This is a genomic window from Exilibacterium tricleocarpae (assembly GCF_007004655.1).
GTDB lineage: Bacteria > Pseudomonadota > Gammaproteobacteria > Pseudomonadales > Cellvibrionaceae > Exilibacterium > Exilibacterium tricleocarpae.
On sequence record NZ_ML660087.1, the window covers coordinates 483,743 to 504,804 of the forward strand.

Below are 21,062 nucleotides of genomic sequence, written 5' to 3' on the forward strand. Positions count from 1 at the left end.
GGGGGGGGGGGGGGGTGTTTTTTTAATCCACCCCCCCCCCTCAATTAAAAAAACCCCCCCCCCCCCGACCCCTTCGAGGGGCACGAGGGGCAGACCCCTTCGAGGGGCGCCACACCACTCTCAAACGGCACCATCCCCGGCGGCACCGTGCCACAAAGAGCGCTGGTATTCGCTTACACCTGAGCTGAAAGGTGAAAGGAAACCGCAGTACACCAAACAGGTGCCCAAGAAAAGGGAAGTGGCACCATGCTAGGGGAGACGCAACTAGAGTTACGTCACCCCTAGCATGGTGCCACTGCAAAAGGTGCAAGTTGTCCATGCGCTCCCTATAATCGGCACTTTTGCCCGCTGTCCCACATTTCATGGATAAACCCCGTTTTAACGCCGCCATGCTCCACCCCCGCTTTTGGCCCACCTGGCTGGGGATTGGCTGCTGGTGGTTGATCTCGCAGTTGCCCTATCGCTGGCAGATGGGGTTGGGCCGCTTGTTTGGCTGGTTGTCGTTTTATTTTGCCCGGCGCCGCTACGCCATCGCCGATCGCAATCTGGCCCTATGCTTTCCTGAACTGGACGCCGCCGCGCGCCGGCAACTGTTGCGCGAGAACTTTTATTCCACCGGCATGGCGCTCTTCGAATCGGGTATCGCCTGGTTCTGGCCGCAGTGGCGGCTGCGCCGGCTGTTCACTATCGAGGGGTTGGAGCATTTGCAACGCGCCAAAGAGGCCGGTGAAGGCGTAGTGTTGCTGGCCATGCATTTCACCACTCTCGACATCGGCGCTGCCTTTATGAATATGAGCCACTCCATCGACGGTATGTATCGGCCCCACAACAACCCGGTCTACGATCTGGTACAGTATCGCGGCCGCGCCCGCCACAGCACCGATACCGCCGTTATTCCCCGGGGCGACCTGCGCGCCATGATTCGGGCCCTGCGCGACGGCCGCGCCGCCTGGTATGCCCCGGATCAGGATTATGGGCGCAGATTCAGTATCTTCGTGCCTTTTTTTGGTATTCCGGCCGCCACGGTCAGCGCTACCGCCAAGTTCGCCCGGCTCGGCGACGCCCGGGTCATACCGTTTACCCAAACCCGGTTACCCCGCGGGCGGGGCTATAAAGTGACGGTGCACGCGCCGCTGGAGAATTTTCCGAGTGGTGACGACAGCTTGGACGCGACCGCGATCAACGCCTTTATAGAGGCGCGTATTCGGGAGCAGCCGGAGCAATACCTGTGGGTGCACCGGCGTTTCAAAACACGCCCGCCGGGCGCTCCCGACCTCTATGACGATGCCGGCAAAAAACGCAAAAAGCGCCGCCCCGCTGCCGAACGGGCGTGATGGCCGCCGCCGGCTGTGCGGCGGGTGGCGGCCGCTTGACTGGGTCCGGGCATTTCCCGCATCCCATCGACAACGGCACCGCACAACGAAGTCACTGCCTCAAAACACTGCCGGCGACAGTCCCGGCCGTCACGAAACTGACAAAAAGCGGTAAAGAAAAGCGCCGCGGAACTTGTTTCACGGTTATGGCGTCAGTACCATTACGCCTTTGCCCGAAAGGTGCCGGCTACGGCAACCCATAGGTGGACGGAGATAACAGATGATCGAAGGCAGCATGGTCGCCCTGGTGACCCCGATGACAGCGGATAACCGACTGGATTGGGACAGCCTCCACAAACTGGTGGAGTGGCACCTGGAGCAGGGTACTCATGCCATAGTTGCCGTTGGTACCACCGGGGAGTCGGCCACCCTGAGCGTGACCGAGCACCTCGATGTGATCAAGCGGATTGTCGACCAGGTCAACGGCCGCATTCCGGTGATCGCCGGCACCGGTGCCAACGCCACCGACGAGGCGGTGGCGCTTACCGCCGCCGCCCGGGAACGGGGTGCCGACGCCTGCCTGCTGGTGACCCCCTACTACAACAAGCCGACTCAGGAAGGTTTGTTCCTGCACTACCAGCATATTGCCCGCGCTGTCGCCATTCCCCAGATACTTTATAACGTGCCGGGGCGCACCGGCGTTGATATGGACCCGCAGACGGTGATTCGCCTGGCGGCAGAGGACAATATTATCGGCGTCAAGGAGGCCACTGGAGAGCTGGCCCGGGTCAGCCATATTCTTGATGCCACCGACGACTTCCTGGTGTTATCCGGCGACGACGCCACCGCGGTTGAGTTAATGTTACTCGGCGGGCGCGGCAATATCTCCGTGACCGCCAATGTCGCCCCCGCGGCGATGGCGCGCCTGTGCGAGCTGGCGCTGGCCGATGCAACCGCGCAGGCGCGCGAGTTGGACCGGCAACTGGGGCCCCTGCATGAAGCGCTGTTTGTGGAATCAAACCCGATTCCGGTGAAGTGGGCGGTGGCACAGATGGGGCTGATCGGCACCGGTATACGTTTGCCCCTGACGCCGTTGGCCGCCCGCTACCACGACCAGGTGCGCGCGGCACTCGATGCTGCGGGCCTGTTGTAGTTCGGGAGAGGTAGCGCGGCAAAGATAGCGCGGCAAATCCATTGAGGTAGCAAAAAAAGATAATGATGAATGTTGTGTTCAGGTTGATTCTCTCCACTGCTTTGATCCCGGCCCTGGCGGGCTGCAGTATGCTGTTTGGACAGGAGGGGTATTTTCGCGATCGCGGTGACGACTACCTAAAAGCCGACTCGATCCCGCCGATCATCGTGCCGGAAGGGTTGAGTGAAAGCTCACTGGACGAACTCTACGTCATTCCCTCGGTGGCTCGCGACAGTGGTGAGGGCGTCGCCGGCGGCGTGTTCGAGGTGCCGCGGCCCCAGGAGCTCGGCACCGGCCAGCTGACCGAGAAGGTCAAAATCCAGCGCCTCGGCGAAAGCCGCTGGATTTTGATCAACACGCCGCCGAGCGAAGTCTGGCCGCGGGTGCGGAACTTTCTCGGTCGCGCCGGCCTGCAGGTGGCTTTCACCGACGCCACCAACGGCATTATCGAAACCGACTGGCTGCAGTTCAAAACGGACCCGGACAACAAAGACCGCTATCGGCTGCAAATCGAGCAGGGGGTGCAACCCGAAAGCACTGAAATTCATGTGCTGCATATGAGTGTGGGCAAAGACGTACCGGCGGGCGGGCAGGTCAACTGGCCGGCGGGATCAGCGAATGCCGAGCGCGAGTCCTGGATGATCGACGAATTGGCGGCAACGCTGGCCAGCGAAGAGAGCAGCGGTGCCACGTCGTTACTGGCGCAAACTATCGGCGGCGGTCCCAAGGTGGCGATTCTGACCACGACCATCGAGCCGCTGTTGCATATGGAACTGCCCTACACTCGTGCCTGGGCCACGGTGGGCTATGCGGTGCAGCGGGGCGGTTTTCACCTGTGGGATGACGATAAAACCATGGGGATTTACTATGTGGGGTTTCGCCAGGAGCCCGACGAGGATGAAGAGCCGGGTTTCCTGAGCCGCTGGTTCGGCGGTGACGAAGACGAGCCGCCGCCGCAGACACCTTATTCTTTGCAGCAGGTGCTGGCGCAGCTGCAGTTGGAGGACAACGCGCAAAACCGGGCGATCTTCGCCGATGTGTTGCTACAGGCCCAGGCGGACGCACTGGCCAACGCGCCGGGCTACCTGGTGGTGGTGCGCGGTGACGATAACAATATTGAGGTACGCGTGCGCGATGCCTACGCCCAGTTGCTGGCGCCGAAACAGGCGCAGGCGTTATTACAAGTGATTCGGCGGAACCTGATTTAGTGCAGTTTGCATCGCTCGGCAGCGGCAGTCGCGGCAACGCCACCCTGGTGCGATCCGGTGACGACTGCGTGCTGATCGACTGTGGTTTCACCGTCAAGGAAACCCAGCGCCGGCTGGCGCGCCTGGGGGTGGCGGCGGAGCAACTGGCGGCGGTCCTGGTCACCCATGAACACAGCGACCATCTCAGTGGTGTGGCGCCGCTGGCGCGGCGCTATCGACTGCCCGTCTATATGACCCCCGGCACCTACAAGGCGCGGGACCTCGGTGAACTGCCGGCGTTGGAATTGATCCACGGTTACCAATCGTTCAGTGTCGGCAGCTTGGATGTGACCCCGGTGGCAGTGCCCCACGACGCCCGGGAGCCGGCGCAATTCGTGGTGCAGGCGGCGGGTAAGCGGCTCGGGGTGCTCACCGACCTGGGCAGTATCACGCCCCACGTGGAAAACCACTACGCCGACTGTGACGCGCTCGTGCTGGAAGCCAACCACGACCCCGGCATGCTCGCAGCCGGGCCCTATCCGGTCTCGCTCAAGCGCCGTGTCGGCGGCCCCTGGGGACATTTGAGTAACCTCCAGACGGCCGGCTTTTTAGCCCGCCTGGAACGGCGCCGGCTGCAACATTTGGTAGTGGCCCATATCAGCCAGAAAAATAACTCTCTGGCCCTGGCGCAGGCCGCGTTAACCGATAAAATCAGCGGTATTGCCCGGGTCCACTATGCCTGCCAGGACCAGGGGTTCGACTGGTTGTCGATCGAGTAGGCAAGGCAGGCCAGACAAGGTAAGACGATGGAAAAACGCGACCAACTCTACGCGGGAAAGGCCAAATCGGTGTATACCACCGATGAGGAAGACAAGCTCATTCTCCTGTTTCGCAATGACACCTCGGCATTTGACGGCAAAAAAGTCGCTCAGCTTGAGCGCAAAGGCATGGTCAACAATAAGTTCAACGCGTTCATTATGGAAAAGCTCGCCGCCGCCGGCATTGCGACCCATTTCGAGCGCCTGCTGTCGGCCGAGGAGTCGCTGGTCAAGCGCCTGGAGATGATTCCGCTGGAGTGTGTGGTACGCAACATTGCCGCCGGCTCGATCTGCCGCCGTTTGGGGGTGGCTGAGGGGCGGACGCTGCAGCCGCCGACATTCGAGTTTTTTCTGAAAGACGATGCGCTCGGCGATCCGATGATCAATGAATACCATATTCGCTCGTTCGGTTGGGCCGAGCCGCAGCAGGTGGAAGCAATGAAGGCCCTGACTTTTCAAATCAACGACGTACTCAAGTCGCTGTTCCTGGCCGGCGATATGCTGCTGGTGGACTACAAACTCGAGTTCGGCGTTTACCGGGGCGAGTTGGTGCTGGGGGATGAATTTACCCCGGACGGCTGCCGCTTGTGGGACCGCGAGACACGCGAAAAGCTCGACAAGGACCGTTTTCGCCAGGACCTGGGCGATGTGGTCGAGTCCTATGAGCTGGTGGGGCGGCGGCTGGGGCTGACCTTCGACTGAGGGCCGCGGGCCCAACAGGACAGATCGTCAATGGAGTCGTACGTCAGTACAAGTTGGCGCTTACTACAGAGCTTGTGGTGGATTGACCTGACTAACCTGTCCGGATTTTTCCACATGTCCCGGATTCTGAACAGGCAGTGTCGAAAGTTTTTACTTGACAGTCGTTAAAATGCTAAAAAAATAGCACAACTTTTTGATATTTAAAGGCTTTTACCTCCTGATCACTTTGTCGTCAATTTGCAAATAGTCCTGCAAAAATACGGCTTTTAGCGGTTTTTAAGAGGTTCATTCACAGAGTTATCCACAGAATCTGTGGATTATTGGCGGTTTGTCTAAGGAGAACCGGGTCAAATCGCCGCAACCGGAACAGCCTGCAGCGAGCCTATTTTACCGCTGGTGTTTGAACTGGGCGCTTTTTGTGGTTTTATAGGCCAAAAGTGATGACATCCGCTATTATAAGACTAACCTGCAAGTATAAAACAAACCTACCAGTATAAGGAGTTACGCCAGTGGACGAGCGTCGCCGTTTCGAACGGAGGCCTACCTCAATTCGGGTGGAAATGGCCCATTCGGCCTTCGGGACCATTGTGGGTTTCACTCAAGATATTTCTGACGGTGGGGCAGCCGTACTTGTAGAAAACCAACCCATTCCGCCGGTGGGGACTGTGGTCAGCGTCAGGTTCAAGAAAGTTGTGGGCGCTATCAACGAAGAGCCGGTTTCCATGCGTATCGTGCACCATCACCGCAATATGATAGGGCTGACCTTTGCCGTTGGTATTGAGCGCCAGGCATAGGGTACCGAGCGCCGGGTACAGTGTGGCGCAGACACAGTGGTAGAGCGCTCATACCTGGCAGGTAGTGGGTCTCGTGCAGCTGTGGTGTTTAAAGAGCCCTGCAAGCGTCAAATGGAGCGTGTTGGGGGTGCGCTAGCGGCAGTGCTGCGGCAAAATGAATTCGCCGTTGAGACTACCGGTCAGCTGGCGCAGATCGCCGCACGGGAGATTGGGGTTTTTACTGACATCCAGATACTCCAGCCGCAACAGCGACAGTAGTGGCGCCGCGGCGGTGAGCCGGTTTTCACTGACGTCCAGGTGTACCAGTTGCGTCAGTGTCGCCAGTGGCGTGAGATCGGTCAGTCGGTTGCTCGACAGGCCGAGGCGGCGCAGGCCGGTAAACAGCTCGATACCCGCCAGCGACTCGATGCCCCCATAGCTGCACGAGAGCTGCTTGAGCGCGGTGGCACTGGTGATGCGGCGGTCGGCGATGGTCTGGTCGATGCACACTTTCAACCGGCGGTCTGCAACCTCATAATCGACAAACAAAGGGGGTGGGGTGTACACCGGACGATCGTTGAAAGTGACAGCATAATTGGCGCAGCCGGAGATTGTGGCCGCCGCGCCCACCAGTGTGCCGACCAGCAGCCGCAATGCCGGCCCCGCTGCCCTGAACCTTTTCATCTCGCCCAATCCCCACTGAGTAAAAAAATGACATTGTACGGCCCAAACCATCGCTTGTCGTCGCCACCCGGAGTTAACGCCATCGTGTCCACAACCTGGCAGACGGCAGCGGCAGCCAGATGATAGAGATACATCAGCTTTCCAAGCGCTTCGACACGATAACCGCGGTCGACAATCTCTCTTTTCAGGTGGCGCCGGGCGAGGTGTTGGGGTTTCTCGGTCCCAACGGGGCCGGCAAATCCACCACCATGAAGATGATTACCGGTTTTCTCACTCCCGATAGCGGCCGCATCAGCATCTATGGGACCGATATCAGCGGCGACCCCATTGCCGCCAAGCAGCAAATCGGTTACCTGCCGGAGGGTGCCCCCTGCTATGGGGATATGACCGTGCTGCACTTCCTGCGCTTTATCGCTTCGGTGCGACGCCTGGGGCGCGAGGAAAAAGGGCGCCGGATTGGCGAGCTGATATCCCTGTTGCAATTGGCATCAGTACAGCATCAGACGATAGACACGCTGTCGAAGGGGTACAAACGTCGCGTCGGCCTCGCCCAGGCCATTCTCCACGACCCCAAGGTCCTGATACTGGACGAGCCCACCGATGGTCTGGACCCCAACCAGAAACACCAGGTGCGGGAACTGATTCGAAACCTGGCGCAAGACAAGATCGTCATTATTTCCACCCATCTACTCGAGGAAGTCAGCGCCGTCTGTTCCCGTGCCATCATCATCCATCGCGGCGCCATTATTGCCGATGGCACCCCGGCGCAACTGCAGGCGCACTCGAAATACCACAAGGCGATAACGCTGCGTTTTACCCAACCCTATCCGGTGGCGCAGACGCTGGCGACCCTGCCCGGCGTGGCCGAAGTGGTCGGGGCCACACAGGGGCATGGTTACACTGTCTTCCCCGAAGCCGGTGTCGATATCTCCGCCGCCGTCAGCGCCTGTATTCACGATCGGGGCTGGTGTGTGGCGGAGATGCATACGCTCGAAGGACGCCTGGATGAAGTCTTTCGGCAGTTGACCGGAGGCCAGTCGTGACCCGGCTGCTGCCGGCGCTGCCGGCCCTGTTGCGACGCGAGTTGGGCAGTTACTTTGCCACGCCGCTCGCCTACCTGTTTATTGTGATCTTTCTTATGCTGAGTAGTTTTTTTACCTTTAAACTCGGCAATTTTTTCGATCGCGGGCAGGCCGACCTGACCTCGTTTTTCCTATTTCACCCCTGGCTGTACCTGATCCTGGCGCCGCCCCTGGCGATGCGACTGTGGGCCGAGGAGCGCAAATCCGGCACCATCGAGCTGTTGATGACCCTGCCTGTGACCCTGCTCGAGATGGTGCTGGGCAAGTTTCTTGCCGCCTGGTTGTTCACCGGAATTGCGCTGCTGCTGACCTTTCCGATCTGGCTAACGGTGAATTACCTCGGCGACCCCGACAACGGGGTGGTGGTGGCGGCCTACCTGGGAAGCTGGCTGATGGCCGGCGCGTTTCTGGCGGTGGGGTCGTGCCTGTCGGCGACCACCGGCAATCAGGTGATCGCTTTTATTTTGACCGTCAGCGTCTGTTTTGTGTTCGTTATTATCGGCTATCCGGCGTTGCTGGAGGTGTTGTACGGATGGGCGCCCAACTGGCTGGTGGACACACTCGCCTCGCTGAGTTTCCTCACGCATTTCCAGAGTATCGGCCGCGGCGTGCTGGATTGGCGCGACCTGTTGTTTTTCGTTCTGTTTATCGGGTGTTGGTTGCTGGCAACGGCGATTGTCATTCAAGTGAAGAAAGCGGGCTGAGGAAGATATGGGCACAACCCGACAGCGGCAATGGTGGCTCTCCGGCGCGGGGTTGGCGCTGCTGGCAGTGGTGTTGGTGGCGGGCGCAGGTCTGATTCAGCAGCTACCCTACTGGCGTCTGGACCTCACACAGGATCGACTCTACACCCTGAGCGAGGGCAGCCGGCAAATTCTCGCCGATATCAACGAGCCCATTGCACTGTCATTTTTTTTCTCCGACCAGGTCGCGCAGCAGTTTCCCCGCCAGCGCGAGTTTGCCCGGCGGGTGCGCGAGTTGCTCGAGGAGTACGCGTCTCTGAGTGGCGGCAAGCTGACCCTGGAAGTCGTCGATCCGGAGCCCTTCAGTACCGCGGAAGAGCGCGCGGCGGAGGCCGGTCTGCAAGGCTTGCCGGGGGGGGCTGGGAGTTTTGCCGTTTACTTTGGTCTGCTCGGGACCAACGCCGCGGGCGAGCAGCAGGTGATCAGCCTTTTCAGTCTTCAGCGCGAGGCCTTTCTGGAGTACGACATCAGCCAACTGATCTACCGGCTCGATAATGCCAAACCCGCGGTGGTAGGTGTTATCGCGTCGCTGGAGGTGTTTGGCGGTTTCGATGTCAGGACCCGCCAGCCGGCACCGCCCTGGCTGGTGATTGAGCAATTGCAACAGTTGACCCGGGTGCGGGCACTCGACCCCACCACTGTTGCCATCGATGCCGATGTGGACGTGCTGTTAATCATTCATCCCCGTGAACTCAGCGCGCCGACGCGCTATGCCATCGACCAGTTCGTCCTGCGCGGTGGTCGGGCCCTGATTTTTGTCGATCCCCACGCCGAAATGGCGCTGCCGGGGGCCGGCCGCTCAGCGTTACCGGCCCTGTTTGCAGCCTGGGGTGTGGCATTCGACCCCGAGCAGGTGCTGGGCGACAGTAAATGGGCCCTGCGCCTGGCCACCGCCGAGGATAAACTGCCGCTGCCTCACCTGGGTCTTTTTGGTTTGCAGGATGACGCGTTACATCGCGATGATATCGTTACCGCGGATCTCGAGAATATCAACCTCGCCACCGCCGGTAGCGTCGCACCGGCGCCGGGAGCGACCACCCGCTGGGTACCGCTGTTGACCAGCAGCGACAGCGCCATGCCCATGGCCAGCGACAAGTTTGCGAACCTGCGCGACCACGGCAAACTGTTGCAGGGTTTCGTACCGACCGGGCAGCGCTATACCCTGGCGGCGCGGGTGCGCGGGCCGGTGTCCAGCGCGTTTCCCGAGGGACCGCCTGCGGCGCCGGACGCCGCCGGTCCGACCGGGCAGACACCTCATCTGCAGGCTTCGCAGCGCGACATCAATATTGTCGTGGTCGCCGATACCGATATGCTCAGCGACCGGTTGTGGGTGCAGGTCAGCGACTTTTTCGGCCAGCGCGTGGCCGCGCCCTGGGCCAATAACGGCGCCTTTGTGATCAACGCGGTGGAAAACCTCAGTGGCAGTGCCGACCTGATCAGCGTGCGTTCCCGGGGCACTTACACACGCCCGTTCGAGGTGGTGGAGCGGCTGCAACGTGTGGCGACAGAACGCTTCCAGGAACAGGAACAGATTTTGATGGATAAGTTAGAGCAGCTTGAGGTGCAAATCCAACAGCTCAGTCAGACCGAGCAGGGCGAAATGGTACTGGAGTCGGACGCTGCCCAGCGGCAGGATATCAAGGCGTTTGAACTGGAAAAGCTGCAAGTGCGCCGTGACTTGCGGCAGGTACAGCACCAGTTGCGCAAGGATATCGGGGCCCTGGAGACCCGCCTGCTGCTGATCAACGCCGCGCTGGTGCCGGGGCTGCTCACGCTCGGCGCGATCGGCCTCGCCTGGATGCGCAGACGCCGGCGGCGGATCCGGCCGGCAGTCTAGTCGCTGCGCCATAACTGCCAGACTGCTGCGGCACTAAAGTGTGCTGATCCCCAGTTCTTTTCGCGAAATAGTATGGCTATATACCCCCGGCAAGCCGATTGTTGACGCATAGTGCTGCGTGCCTCGCTGCGTTTGGCCGTTATGGAACAGTGGCGACGCCATGCCTGCGGTGGTTGCCGCTACCGGTGTTTCCACTTGCCTCTTCCAAGATGTTTAATTGTGCCCACCGCCTGCCGGAGTGGTGGGTTTTAGCGCCTGGGGATCGAAAACGAAGCGCTGATTCCGGTACAGCTTGACGGAGGTCAGATTGAGCTCGGGTTTGTCGGTTATATTACCGGTGGACACCGGGTCGACTGGGTGAGGGCGCGATTTATTGCTTCTCGCGAGGAACTAAACAGGCTATCGATCCCTCAGAAATAGTGTAGTATGACGGCCACTGGCTGCAACCGGCCGGGATCGGGGAATGACCGATTGAATAAAGACTGATGTGGTAAAGATGAAAAATGGGGGTATCTTTTTGTCTCTGTCTGAATTGTGTTTGAGCGTGGCGCCGAGATGGCTGGTGAGTCTGTTACTGGGTCTGTCAATGCCGGTTGCCGGGTTGGCGGCACTGGCGGATGAAGACCTGCAGCGGCGCTATCAAGCCGCCGATATGGTCTCGCTGGTCAAAGTCAAGTATATCGGCGATCTGGTCAATCCGGCGATGTCGGTGCACGGGCTGATCGCGGTAGAGGGCTATGTCTATACCGCCCAGTTGCTGCAACAGTGGAAGGGGGCGGAGCAGCGCAATTTCAAAATCCGGGTTAACCTGAACGATTGCCATGCACGCCTGCAGCTCGACAGTGAGTATGTGGTGTTTGGCAAGCAGGCCAAGGATTATGACTTCCAAAGTTTTAGCTGTGATGACCTGGTGCCGCGGGAGCAGGCGCTTGCTCTGGTGGAGGCGCTGAATAACGTGCGTGATCGACAGGTGGCTGAGCACCCGAAAGCCGGGCCGGCGCCAATTTGAGTCGCTTCAACAGGGTGCTTATACCTGCGGAAGTCTCTCAGCGATAGCCATTTATACCCCCGTGCCGCCGGACCCGGCGCCGCTTGCTTGACAGCCCCGGCGGAATCAGCAATTATGCCGACCATGACTAAATCAACTCTGCGCCAGCGAATTATTAACATCATTATGCGAGTCAGCATGATGGGTTAAGTCGCGCAGATCAAAACAGACACAAAAACCCGTCAGCCTTGACGGGTTTTTTCGTTGCAGGGCTGGCAGTTAACCAAACCACAGGTAATGTCGTGAGCCCCGATACGTGCAATCCGATCAATGACAATTTTTCTTTCGTCGACCACGAACACCAGGTGCTGGCGTTTTGGCGTGAGCAGGCCGTTTTCGAACAGTCGCTGGCGCAAACCCGCGGCGGCAAACCTTACGTTTTCTATGACGGCCCGCCGTTTGCCACCGGGCTGCCGCACCACGGTCACCTGGTGGGTTCCATTCTCAAGGATATCGTGCCCCGTTACTTCACTATGAATGGTCGTTATGTCCAGCGGCGTTTCGGTTGGGATTGTCACGGCTTGCCCATAGAACACGAAATCGACAAAAGCCTGGGCCTGTCCGCGTCCGAGGCCGTCGCGCAGTTGGGGATCAAAGGGTATAACGACGAGTGCCGGCGTATCGTGCAGCGCTATACCGCCGAGTGGGAGTCCACTATCACCCGGGTGGGGCGCTGGGTGGACTTTGAGAATGACTACCGCACCATGGAGCCCTGGTATATGGAATCCGTCTGGTGGGTGGTAAAGCAACTCTGGGAGAAAGACCTGATTTATCAGGGCTTAAAAGTGGTTCCTTTCTCCACCGCACTGGGCACGGTGCTGTCCAACTTTGAGGCGGGTTCCAACTATCGACAGGTGCGGGACCCGGCCGTTACGGTGTTGTTCAAGCTGGCGGACGAAGACTGTTACCTGGCCGCCTGGACCACTACGCCCTGGACCCTGCCCGCCAACCTGGGCTTGTGTGTGGGCAGCTCGATTGAATACGTCAAGGTCCGGGATCGGGTTGCGGGTATCACACTGGTGATGTCCAGGACAGGTTTTGACAGGCTGGGTGAGCGGGAGCACCTCAGTGTCATCGGCAAAATAACAGGTCGCGACCTCGTGGGTAAACGTTACCAACCGCTGTTTCCTTATTTTACCGATTTACAAAACCGCGGTGCGTTTCAAGTACTGGCTGACGATTATGTCTCCACCGATGACGGCACCGGCATAGTACATCTGGCGCCCGCCTTCGGCGCAGACGACTTGCGTATTTTCAAAGCGGCGGCCATCGATGCCCTGGTCTGCCCGATAGATATGGCGGGGCGTTTTACCGCCGAGGTAGCCGATTTCGCCGGTCAAAAGGTCAAAGACGCCGACCGCAATATCCTGCGCGCGCTCAAGCACCGCGGGCATGTTTACCGGGAGGAGGTGATTACCCACAGTTATCCGTTCTGCCCGCGCTCCGACACCCCGATCATCTACCGGACCATACCCTCGTGGTATGTGCGGGTCGAATCTTTGCGCGCTGACCTGGTGCGGCTCAACCGGCAGATCAACTGGGTTCCCGAGCACCTGCAGAGCGGGCGCATGGGCAACTGGCTGGCGGCCGCCAACGACTGGGCTATTTCCCGCAACCGCTACTGGGGAACACCGCTGCCCATCTGGGTCAATGATGTGACCCAGCGGCAGATCTGTATCGGCTCGCGGGAGGAATTGGCATCGTACACCGGTGCCGCGCCGGCGGACTTGCATCGGGAACATGTGGACCCGCTGAGTTTTACCCGGGCGGGGGAACCGGGCACCTATCGCCGTGTCAGTGAAGTGCTGGACTGCTGGTTTGAGTCCGGTGCCATGCCCTATGCCCAGTTGCATTATCCGTTCGAAAACCAGTCGTTGTTCGGCGAGGGATTTCCCGCCGAGTTTATTGCCGAGGGCTTGGACCAGACCCGCGGTTGGTTTTACACGCTGTCGGTATTGAGCTGCGCGCTGTTTGACAAACCGGCGTTTAAAAACGTTATTGTCAACGGCATAGTGATGGCCGCGGACGGTAAGAAAATGTCAAAACGTCTGCGCAACTACACGCCGCCGGACGAGTTGATGGAAACCTACGGCGCCGACGCGCTGCGCCTTTATCTGATCAATTCGGGGCTGGTGAGGGCGCAGGAACAGGCGTTTGCCGATGCCGGTGTGCAGGATATGGTGCGCCGCGTTTTGTTGCCCTGGCTCAACGGGTTTCGGTTTTTACAGACTTATGCCGGCATTGATCAATGGCAACCCGGCACGCATCGGCAGGACAGCGATAACATACTCGATCAATGGTTGCTGTCGCGGTTGCAGTCGCTGCAGGCCACCGTTGCCGAGCAGATGCAACAATACCGGCTTTACCATGTGGTGCCCGCTTTGTTTGCCTTTATCGAGGATTTGACAAACGGCTACATTCGCCTTAACCGGTCCCGGTTCTGGGCTGCCGGTATGAGCGCCGATAAACAGGCCGCCTATACCACGTTGTATACCTGTCTGTTGGAATTGAGCCGGACAATGGCGCCGTTTACACCTTTTTTGTCTGAGACCTTGTACCGGCGCTTGATAGCGCTGGATACTTCAAGTGCGACGACCATGCCTTTGTCTGTTCACTTGTGCGCTTATCCGCAACCGCAATCCCGTCTGATAAAGCCTGAATTGGAACGCGGTGTTGAACGGATGCAGCAGGTTATCTTGTTGGGTCGGCAAAAACGCAATCAGGTTAAGATCAAAACCAAGACGCCGCTGGCAAAGTTGACCATTATCCACAGTGATTTGGCGTTGCTGGAGGCGCTACGGAACCTGGACCCTTATATCCGGTCCGAGCTTAACGTTAAACAGGTGTACTACTGCAATCGGGAGGAAGATTATATTCTCTTGCGGGGAAAACCCAACTCACCGGTGCTGGGTAAGCGCTTGGGCAGAGACTTTGCAAAGTATCGTGCCCTGATCGAAAATCTGACCACAGCGGAGCTGGCTCGCCTGCAGGCGAGCGGCGAAGTAGAGTTGGACGGCGAACGGTTTCGCTCTGATGATATTCTGGTATTCAGGCAGGCAAAGACCGGGACCGAGGTTGTCTGCGATCGGGATATAGCTATTGAACTGGATTGCCGTTTAACGGATGACTTGATTGCCGAGGGATGGGCGCGGGAGGTGATTAGCTGCATTCAAAAGACGCGCAAGCGATTGAAGTTACAGGTTACCGAGCGGATTGAGGTGACCTACCAGGCAGAGCAACCGTTGCACCTGGCCATCCGTCGACATCTCGATCATATCGCGCAAGAGACTCTGGCCTGTCGTATCGTCTGTGCCGATATGGACGAAAGCGGTGAGTTGTTTGAGATTGATGGATCGCCACTGCGGATGGTGATCGGTGCTGCGACTTAAGGCTGCCGATTTGAAAGACGTTTGTCGATAAAGCTCAAGCTTTCTCATATAAAAGCCGCTTCCCTTTCTGCCAAATCTCTTTATCGAACACTACCCCCAACCCGGGCGTGGTGGGGACGGGTATCACACCGTCGACGATTTTGAATTCCGGGTGATAACCATAGCGGTCTTTCGGCGGTGCGGCCTGGAACTCCTGGTGCGCGCCGATATTGGGTACGATCGAGGCGAAATGCAAGGTGTAGGAGACTTCGGAGTCGTTGCGCGGTGCGTGGGGGATAACCTTGAGCCCGGCCCGGGCGGCCATGCGGGCCACCGCCAGACAGCGTATCAGCCCGCCGTTGTAGAGCAGGTCCGGTTGCACGATGTCGAGTGCCCGGTGCTCGATCATCCAGCGCCACTTGGGCAGGCTGGAATCCTGCTCGCCGCCGGCAACGTCCATCTGCAGCGCATCGGCTACCTGCCTGGTCATTTCAAAGTCCTGCCAGGGACAGGGCTCTTCGAAAAAACTGACGCCGTGGTCCTGCAGCATATGCCCCACCCGGATGGCGGTGGGGGCGTCGTACGAACCGTTGGCATCCGCATAGATGACCATACGCTCGCCAAAGGTTTTGCGGGCCAGGGCCACCAGACCCTGGCTGCGTCCGGGCGCCGCATCGGCATTGCGGCTCATGCGGCCGCCGACTTTTATCTTGATGGCGCCGGCGCCGGTCTCCGCCACCCGCTTGCCGAGCCATGCCACCTCCTGTGCCGGTGTGGTGTCGCGGCGGGTACTGGACAGATAGAAGGGTAACTGCCGGTGGATGACTTTCCCCAGGAGCGCCCCCACGGATTTATTGGCCGTCTTGCCGAGCAGGTCGAGAGCGCTGAGCTCCAGATGACCGACGCTGTTCCAGTAGGGCAGACCGGCAAATTTGTAGCCGCGGCGGTAGTTGGGGACATTGGCCAGCAGGGTTTCCAGTCCGCGCAAGTCTTTGCCCAGGAAGAAGGGTACCACCAGGTTCTTAAACAAGGTGGGGTGGTGTTGTAAACGGCCATTACATTTGACGATGCCCTCCACGCCGTCGGTGGACCGGGTGCGCAGGAACAGTGTCTTGTGGTATTCGAACAGCTCGACGGCTGCCAGGATCACCGGCTGCGGGATTTGCGCCGGCAGGTGATGAAACTCGGGAAGCTGCCCGGGAAAAGTGAGCAGGGGAGCGCTGGCAACCGGCTCGCCAGCCATCACCGGCGGCAGCGTCGTCAACAGGCCGGTAGTCAGGCCGGTCCTTAACAGTTTCCTGCGTGTCAGTTGTCGGGGTCGTCGCATTTGTAGTGCCTTCGTTTACGGTTTCCGTTTGCCGGTGGGGTTGGCGGTTGATCATTTGGTGCCAGGTATTATAATTCGGTCAGGCCAATAATAGATTATGGTAAGGTAGGATGAAAGTATTAAATGTCAGTCTCTTGCCGGAATTACTGTTTTTGGTCGGACCAATTATAAAGGTTTAGTCTATTGCATTGATTTTATTGGCTTTTATCTAGTTGTATCGGTATCTGTGGTCAGCCCGGTTATAAACAAGCCTTGTCGAAGTGCGCTGGCAGGGGCGCAGCTATAAATACGATCACTCCAGCCGGCAGCTGGCCGGTCTCTAATTGGATTTTGCTTATGAATGCAGGACAGCGCAGATCAATTGCGCGTGTTGTAGTGGTTTTCGTTTTGACTTTCGCCATGACCTCGAGCGGCTGCGTCGACCGGGGCATCACCCCGCGGGCGGTGGGCGCGACCCTCCCCGCGGCGGCCGCCGGTGAACAGCTTTACCTGCGCCATTGCGCGGCCTGCCATCAAGTCGATGGCGAGGGGATTGTCGGCGTGGCGCCGCCGCTGATGGACACGGACTGGGTGAGTGGCAACCAGACCCGCCTGATCAATGTGCTGCTGCACGGGTTGCGCGGCCCGATACTGGTCAACGGCGAATACTGGGACGGGGAGATGCCGGGGTTCGAGCATCTACCGGACACTGACCTGGCGCAGTTGCTTTCTTATGTGCGCCGGCGTTTTAGCGATAGTGGCAAACCTATCGACAGTGCCGAAGTGGCGCGGGTGCGGGCTGCCAACCAGGCCTACGACAACCGGGTTCCCATTCTCGGGCGCAAAACCCGGCAAAAAAAATATAAAACCTTTGCCAAAGGCCATCGGGATCTGGCCGGCCTGAAACTGCCGCCGGGCTTCGAAATCGCCATTTACGCAGAGAATGTAAACGATGCCCGCTCGCTGGTGATGGGAGATCGGGGCACCGTCTTCGTCGGCAATAACAAATTCGGCGAGGAGGTGTACGCGTTGCAGGACACCGACCGGGATATGAAAGCCGACAAAAAGTATACGATCGCCTCGGGGCTTGCCAGGCCCAACGGGCTGGCCTTTGTCGACGGTGATCTCTATGTCGCCGAGATTATTCGGGTACTGAAGTTCACCGATATTGAAAACCGGCTCGATAACCCACCGCCGCCCGAGGTGATTTTCGATGCTTTCCCCAATCAGGTTAAACATGCGAAAAAGTTTATGGCGCTGGGACCGGATAACAAACTCTACATTCCGGTCGGTGCCGACTGTAACGTGTGTGAGCCGGGCAATCCGCTCGATGCGACCATCACCCGAATGAATCTGGACGGCACCGGTCTGGAGGTAATCGCCAAAGGGGTGCGAAATTCAGTGGGTATCGATTGGCATCCACAAACCGGGGAACTGTGGTTTTCCGACAATGGCCGCGACTTGATGGGCGACGATACGCCTCCCTGTGAAATCAACCGCCTGGCGCAACCGGGGCTGCATTTCGGTTTTCCCCATTGTCACGGCCGCGCGGTGATCGATCCGGAATTCGCCAACGCCCGGGGCTGCGCAGATTATCGAGCGCCGGAATGGGAGCTACAGGCCCACACCGCACCCCTGGGCATCAAATTCTACACTGGTACCATGTTCCCGCCGGACTATAAAAACGCCTTGTTTGTAGCGGAACACGGCTCCTGGAACAGAAGCGAGAAAGTGGGCTACCGCATTATGGTGGCCAAGCTCGACGGCAATCGTATTGTCAGCTACCAGCCTTTTGCCGAAGGTTGGCTGGACCGGGAAAAAGATGCTTACTGGGGCAGGCCGGTAGATATCCTGCAGTTGCAAGACGGCTCGCTATTGATATCCGACGACTGGGCCGATGTTATTTACCGCATCAGCTATCGCGGCGATGACGGCGCCTAACCGAGACGGCGATTGTCTTTCAACTGGCATAGAATTGTGGCGGCGTCTGGCAATAATTAGGCGCACGCCTTGCGATAAGTTTAGTAATAAGCGTTACATTTTTTGCTCTGCATGGTTTGCAAATTTCTGAAAAGTCGTTTTTTTCTACCTGTCTCTTCTCGGGCCTCTTCCTGTTTTTTTTCTTAACGCTAAGCCAGCGCATGCTGGCAAAGCCGGGGTTACCTCCGTACTAAAATTCGGCCATTTTTTCTTTGTTGTTATCGTATTGAAAATTTTTCCGGCGTGTTAACATACGGCGCCCTCGGTCGGCAAACGATTACCTGAAAACGGAAATAGATATACGGTTGCCAATGGCGCGAGAGACAGGAAGATCAAGATAGACGGGAGTAGCACGCAATGGAAGAGAGAGTAGTCAATGCTGAAGGGACCTAGCCGGTCTGTGGTGTTGTTACGTTTTTTTACATTTCCGGGAAATGGCTGCAGTCGTAATTCAAAGCCGTTGGCTTGGATGTCAACCCCAGGTTTTTTGAGCTACGGTTCAGCGAATTTGAGGCAACTGGATTCAGCCCGGCGACCGGATTCAGAGCGATTGTTCGAGCCATAATTTCTTTCCCTCTCTTGCCGGTGCAATCGATACGGCAATAGACAATAGTGACAAACAGAGTATCGGGTAGTGGTATTACCGGGTGTCGAATCTGACTGACTGGCGCCTGCCGGCGCCGGTCAGTCAATACTTGCGACTTGCCCGGGCCGGTCCATCGACATTACCCGGCCCCGGGGAAGCGCAGGCCATTAATGGAAGTTGGAGGTGAGGCCCATATGATTGTGGCAAATACGAAGATAGATGTGGTGAACCCAAATGAAAACCTGGTTCAAATACTGCGCGACGGCAGTATGGATACGCTTAGTCGCTCCGAGGAGGTTTGGAAAAATGCAGATGCGTATGATCGCTCGCACCTGGTTGGCTGCCTGCAGGCGAAAAAGCCGGAAGACCTGCATGAGGCGAGCTGGGAGATGCACCCTGATGGTGATGAGCTGCTCTATCTTGTCAGTGGTAGCACTAAAATATACTTCGACTTGCCTGGCGGTGATCATGAAGTTTTTCTGGCAAGTGAAAGTTTCTGTGTTGTACCTCAGGCTGTATGGCATAGATTTCAGTGGCTGATGCCGGTCACACTGTTATTTGTCACACCGGTTGTGGGAACGCAAATGAAGCCTTACACCGCTCCCTAAATGTACCTGCGACGCACGGCGTCAGTCCCAGCGCGCCGATGCAATGGATTCTTCTTAAAGGTTTTTGACGACCCGCATATTGATCCAGAAACACTTTTCCCTACTTTTTTGCGGCCGAGGTCTGGCGATTGATGCCCGGTGACAGGCAACACCAGGCGGTCTTCACCGAACCTTACGGCACCTGTTGCAGGTGCCGCCCGGGGCCGGCGCCGCAGATTGCAGGCTAATGGCGCCGTTCTCTCTGTGATGCCGCCCCGGTGGTTACCGTCCCGCTGTAAGCGCCCGACTCTCTTTGGTAGCCGGCCGTTTACAGTTTTCCGCTTAAAGTTTTGTTAAAAACCTGTAAAATTGCCGCCTAAACCGTTATAAATTGCCGGGAATTCCGCAGCTCGGGTGTCTGGCTATGGTGGTTCGGTAACTCAGTAATTCGCCAACCCGGTAAATTGTCAGCTCAGAAGGTAGCTTACCGCTCGGTTAACTCGTTGCGCATATCGGAGGATGGGTAATTATGCGGCAGGAGGTTATTGCTCGGGTAATGACGAGTGTCGACGGTGCGGTGCCCGGGGCCGGTGCGCCACTGCCCAAACACGTCAAAATGGCCGCCAGCCCGTTCAGTTTTATGCGCGGCAGTGCCGGACTTTTCTATCGCGACCTGGCGGCCGGTGAATGGCCCTCGTTGCCTCCATCGCTGTACCGCGATATTCCCCTCACCACCATCCAGGGCGATTGCCATCTGTCAAACTTCGGCTTTATCACCGAAGAGGGCTCCCACGGCGACAGTGTGATCTTCTCCCTCAACGATTTTGACGATGCCTGTATCGGCCACGCGGTCTGGGATATGCTGCGTTTTGCTGCCAGCATGCACCTGGCTGCGGACTATCTACAGGGTGTGAAAAGCGGCCGCTACCGAGCGGCCAAAGCGATGGACCCGGCTGCACAGGCCGCGCCTGACGACGCCTTGGTAATACGGGCCAACGGGGCATTCCTCGAGTGCTATATCGCCACCTGCGATGCCCTGGGCAGTGCCGGCCAGGGGCATCGGCAAGTGATTGATGAGTTTGCCGCCGGCCATGTTTTGCAGCCGTTGTGGATCAAAGCCAAACATCGCGCCGGCGGTGGCAAACATTTTGCCCGCAAGAGTGCGCTGGCCAAAGCGGCTGTCTGGGAGGCCGACGAGATTCGTTTTGACTCGCAAAATCCGAATTTTGCCGCGCCCGGGGACGTCGGCCGGCAGGCGCTGGAGACACACTTTGCCCCCTTTATGGACGACCGGGTTCTCGATGTCGCGGAGCGGCTCGGCGCGGGCACCGGCTCGGTCAATATGGGGCGTTACTATTTCCTGGTGGGACCGCGGGACGGCCGCTATCCGCGGGACCTGCCGCTTTGTCATATCGTCGAAGTCAAACAGCAGCGGCGGGCCGCACCGCTGGGCTTTTTCGACGACCTGAGCCCCACCAATCGCCTGAATCCGGCCCATCTGACCGTCGTCTGTCAACGGCGCATGCAACGCCAGCCGGACCTGGTGCTGGACGAAACCCGCTGGCGGGATGCCCACTGGCTGATACGCTCCCGGCATCACGCCAAGGTCGGCATAGCGCCGGAGATGTTGCTCAACCCCGGCGCAGCCGGGCCCGGCCTGATCGAGTATGCCGAGACCTGTGGTCGCGCCCTGGCGCTGGCCCACAGCCGCGGTGATCGGCGCTCCACCCGCTATGAACGGGCGGTTTGCGCAACCTTGGCGCAGCATCAGGAGATGCTGTTGGACACGGCGGCGCGCTGTGCCCGGCAAACCGTGCAGGACTGGGCCCTGCTCAATGATATGTTGGCGGTGTAAC

The 21,062-nt window shown here is 58.6% G+C and carries 16 protein-coding genes; 14 read left to right on the plus strand and 2 right to left on the minus strand.

What is annotated here, in order from left to right:
- Positions 1 to 362: 362 nt before the first annotated feature.
- The 6 genes from lpxL (at position 363) to FKG94_RS01865 (ending at position 6,006) form a co-directional block, all read left to right on the plus strand.
- A complete protein-coding gene (gene lpxL, locus FKG94_RS01840; RefSeq protein WP_142902466.1) occupies positions 363 to 1,334 on the plus strand; it encodes an LpxL/LpxP family Kdo(2)-lipid IV(A) lauroyl/palmitoleoyl acyltransferase in 972 nt (323 codons plus the stop codon).
- Between the two features lie 259 nt (positions 1,335 to 1,593).
- On the plus strand, positions 1,594 to 2,466 hold the full coding sequence (gene dapA / locus FKG94_RS01845) for a 4-hydroxy-tetrahydrodipicolinate synthase (protein WP_142902467.1): 873 nt from the start codon (positions 1,594 to 1,596) through the stop codon (positions 2,464 to 2,466).
- A 62-nt stretch (positions 2,467 to 2,528) separates the two neighbouring features.
- Positions 2,529 to 3,713, plus strand: a complete 1,185-nt coding sequence (gene bamC / locus FKG94_RS01850; protein ID WP_142902468.1) for an outer membrane protein assembly factor BamC — start codon at positions 2,529 to 2,531, stop codon at positions 3,711 to 3,713.
- Positions 3,713 to 4,471 carry an MBL fold metallo-hydrolase gene (locus FKG94_RS01855; RefSeq protein ID WP_142902469.1) on the plus strand — a complete coding sequence of 253 codons (759 nt, stop codon included), beginning with the start codon at positions 3,713 to 3,715 and terminating at the stop codon, positions 4,469 to 4,471. The genes bamC and FKG94_RS01855 overlap by 1 nt, the downstream gene beginning before the upstream one ends.
- A gap of 27 nt (positions 4,472 to 4,498) precedes the next feature.
- Positions 4,499 to 5,212 carry a phosphoribosylaminoimidazolesuccinocarboxamide synthase gene (gene purC, locus FKG94_RS01860; protein WP_142902470.1) on the plus strand — a complete coding sequence of 238 codons (714 nt, stop codon included), beginning with the start codon at positions 4,499 to 4,501 and terminating at the stop codon, positions 5,210 to 5,212.
- A gap of 509 nt (positions 5,213 to 5,721) precedes the next feature.
- Complete coding sequence (locus FKG94_RS01865; protein ID WP_142902471.1) at positions 5,722 to 6,006, plus strand: PilZ domain-containing protein; 285 nt, start codon at positions 5,722 to 5,724, stop codon at positions 6,004 to 6,006.
- Positions 6,007 to 6,138: 132 nt separating this feature from the next.
- On the opposite strand, the gene FKG94_RS01870 is transcribed toward FKG94_RS01865, so the two are convergent.
- Complete coding sequence (locus FKG94_RS01870; RefSeq protein WP_179957440.1) at positions 6,139 to 6,669, minus strand: leucine-rich repeat domain-containing protein; 531 nt, start codon at positions 6,667 to 6,669, stop codon at positions 6,139 to 6,141.
- A 119-nt stretch (positions 6,670 to 6,788) separates the two neighbouring features.
- Between FKG94_RS01870 and FKG94_RS01875 the strand changes: the two genes are divergently transcribed.
- The 5 genes from FKG94_RS01875 (at position 6,789) to ileS (ending at position 14,768) form a co-directional block, all read left to right on the plus strand.
- Complete coding sequence (locus FKG94_RS01875; RefSeq protein WP_142902473.1) at positions 6,789 to 7,712, plus strand: ABC transporter ATP-binding protein; 924 nt, start codon at positions 6,789 to 6,791, stop codon at positions 7,710 to 7,712.
- Positions 7,709 to 8,455, plus strand: coding sequence for an ABC transporter permease (locus FKG94_RS01880; RefSeq protein WP_218943400.1), 747 nt, complete (start codon positions 7,709 to 7,711; stop codon positions 8,453 to 8,455). Before FKG94_RS01875 ends, FKG94_RS01880 begins: the two co-directional genes overlap by 4 nt.
- A 7-nt stretch (positions 8,456 to 8,462) precedes the next feature.
- Positions 8,463 to 10,331, plus strand: a complete 1,869-nt coding sequence (locus tag FKG94_RS01885; protein ID WP_142902474.1) for a Gldg family protein — start codon at positions 8,463 to 8,465, stop codon at positions 10,329 to 10,331.
- 496 nt (positions 10,332 to 10,827) lie between these two features.
- Complete coding sequence (locus tag FKG94_RS28640; protein ID WP_179957441.1) at positions 10,828 to 11,340, plus strand: hypothetical protein; 513 nt, start codon at positions 10,828 to 10,830, stop codon at positions 11,338 to 11,340.
- Positions 11,341 to 11,621: 281 nt separating this feature from the next.
- Positions 11,622 to 14,768 (plus strand): isoleucine--tRNA ligase, encoded by a 3,147-nt coding sequence (gene ileS, locus FKG94_RS01895; RefSeq protein ID WP_218943401.1) that lies wholly within the window; start codon positions 11,622 to 11,624, stop codon positions 14,766 to 14,768.
- A 34-nt stretch (positions 14,769 to 14,802) separates the two neighbouring features.
- Here ileS and FKG94_RS01900 read toward each other — a convergent pair whose 3' ends face one another.
- Positions 14,803 to 16,074 carry a mandelate racemase/muconate lactonizing enzyme family protein gene (locus tag FKG94_RS01900; RefSeq protein ID WP_142902476.1) on the minus strand — a complete coding sequence of 424 codons (1,272 nt, stop codon included), beginning with the start codon at positions 16,072 to 16,074 and terminating at the stop codon, positions 14,803 to 14,805.
- A 336-nt stretch (positions 16,075 to 16,410) separates the two neighbouring features.
- Here FKG94_RS01900 and FKG94_RS01905 point away from each other — a divergent pair, with 336 nt between their 5' ends.
- From FKG94_RS01905 to FKG94_RS01915, 3 genes are all read left to right on the plus strand, one after another.
- Positions 16,411 to 17,994 carry a PQQ-dependent sugar dehydrogenase gene (locus FKG94_RS01905; protein ID WP_142902477.1) on the plus strand — a complete coding sequence of 528 codons (1,584 nt, stop codon included), beginning with the start codon at positions 16,411 to 16,413 and terminating at the stop codon, positions 17,992 to 17,994.
- Positions 17,995 to 18,813: 819 nt separating this feature from the next.
- Positions 18,814 to 19,227: a cupin domain-containing protein gene (locus FKG94_RS01910; RefSeq protein WP_142902478.1), complete on the plus strand. Its 414-nt coding sequence runs from the start codon at positions 18,814 to 18,816 to the stop codon at positions 19,225 to 19,227.
- A gap of 508 nt (positions 19,228 to 19,735) precedes the next feature.
- The gene (locus FKG94_RS01915) at positions 19,736 to 21,061 is read left to right on the plus strand and encodes a DUF2252 family protein (RefSeq protein WP_142902479.1); all 1,326 of its coding nucleotides are present in this window, start codon (positions 19,736 to 19,738) and stop codon (positions 21,059 to 21,061) included.
- Position 21,062 lies beyond the last annotated feature (1 nt).

Bases quoted from the DNA above. Each gene is read 5' to 3' on its own strand.
- FKG94_RS01885 (WP_142902474.1), top strand. From the start codon at position 8,463: ATGGGCACAACCCGACAGCGGCAATGGTGGCTCTCCGGCGCGGGGTTG.
- dapA (WP_142902467.1), top strand. From the start codon at position 1,594: ATGATCGAAGGCAGCATGGTCGCCCTGGTGACCCCGATGACAGCGGAT.
- bamC (WP_142902468.1), top strand. From the start codon at position 2,529: ATGATGAATGTTGTGTTCAGGTTGATTCTCTCCACTGCTTTGATCCCG.
- FKG94_RS01915 (WP_142902479.1), top strand. From the start codon at position 19,736: ATGCGGCAGGAGGTTATTGCTCGGGTAATGACGAGTGTCGACGGTGCG.
- FKG94_RS01870 (WP_179957440.1), bottom strand. From the start codon at position 6,669: ATGAAAAGGTTCAGGGCAGCGGGGCCGGCATTGCGGCTGCTGGTCGGC.
- FKG94_RS28640 (WP_179957441.1), top strand. From the start codon at position 10,828: ATGAAAAATGGGGGTATCTTTTTGTCTCTGTCTGAATTGTGTTTGAGC.
- FKG94_RS01900 (WP_142902476.1), bottom strand. From the start codon at position 16,074: ATGCGACGACCCCGACAACTGACACGCAGGAAACTGTTAAGGACCGGC.
- purC (WP_142902470.1), top strand. From the start codon at position 4,499: ATGGAAAAACGCGACCAACTCTACGCGGGAAAGGCCAAATCGGTGTAT.
- FKG94_RS01905 (WP_142902477.1), top strand. From the start codon at position 16,411: ATGAATGCAGGACAGCGCAGATCAATTGCGCGTGTTGTAGTGGTTTTC.
- lpxL (WP_142902466.1), top strand. From the start codon at position 363: ATGGATAAACCCCGTTTTAACGCCGCCATGCTCCACCCCCGCTTTTGG.
- FKG94_RS01910 (WP_142902478.1), top strand. From the start codon at position 18,814: ATGATTGTGGCAAATACGAAGATAGATGTGGTGAACCCAAATGAAAAC.
- FKG94_RS01875 (WP_142902473.1), top strand. From the start codon at position 6,789: ATGATAGAGATACATCAGCTTTCCAAGCGCTTCGACACGATAACCGCG.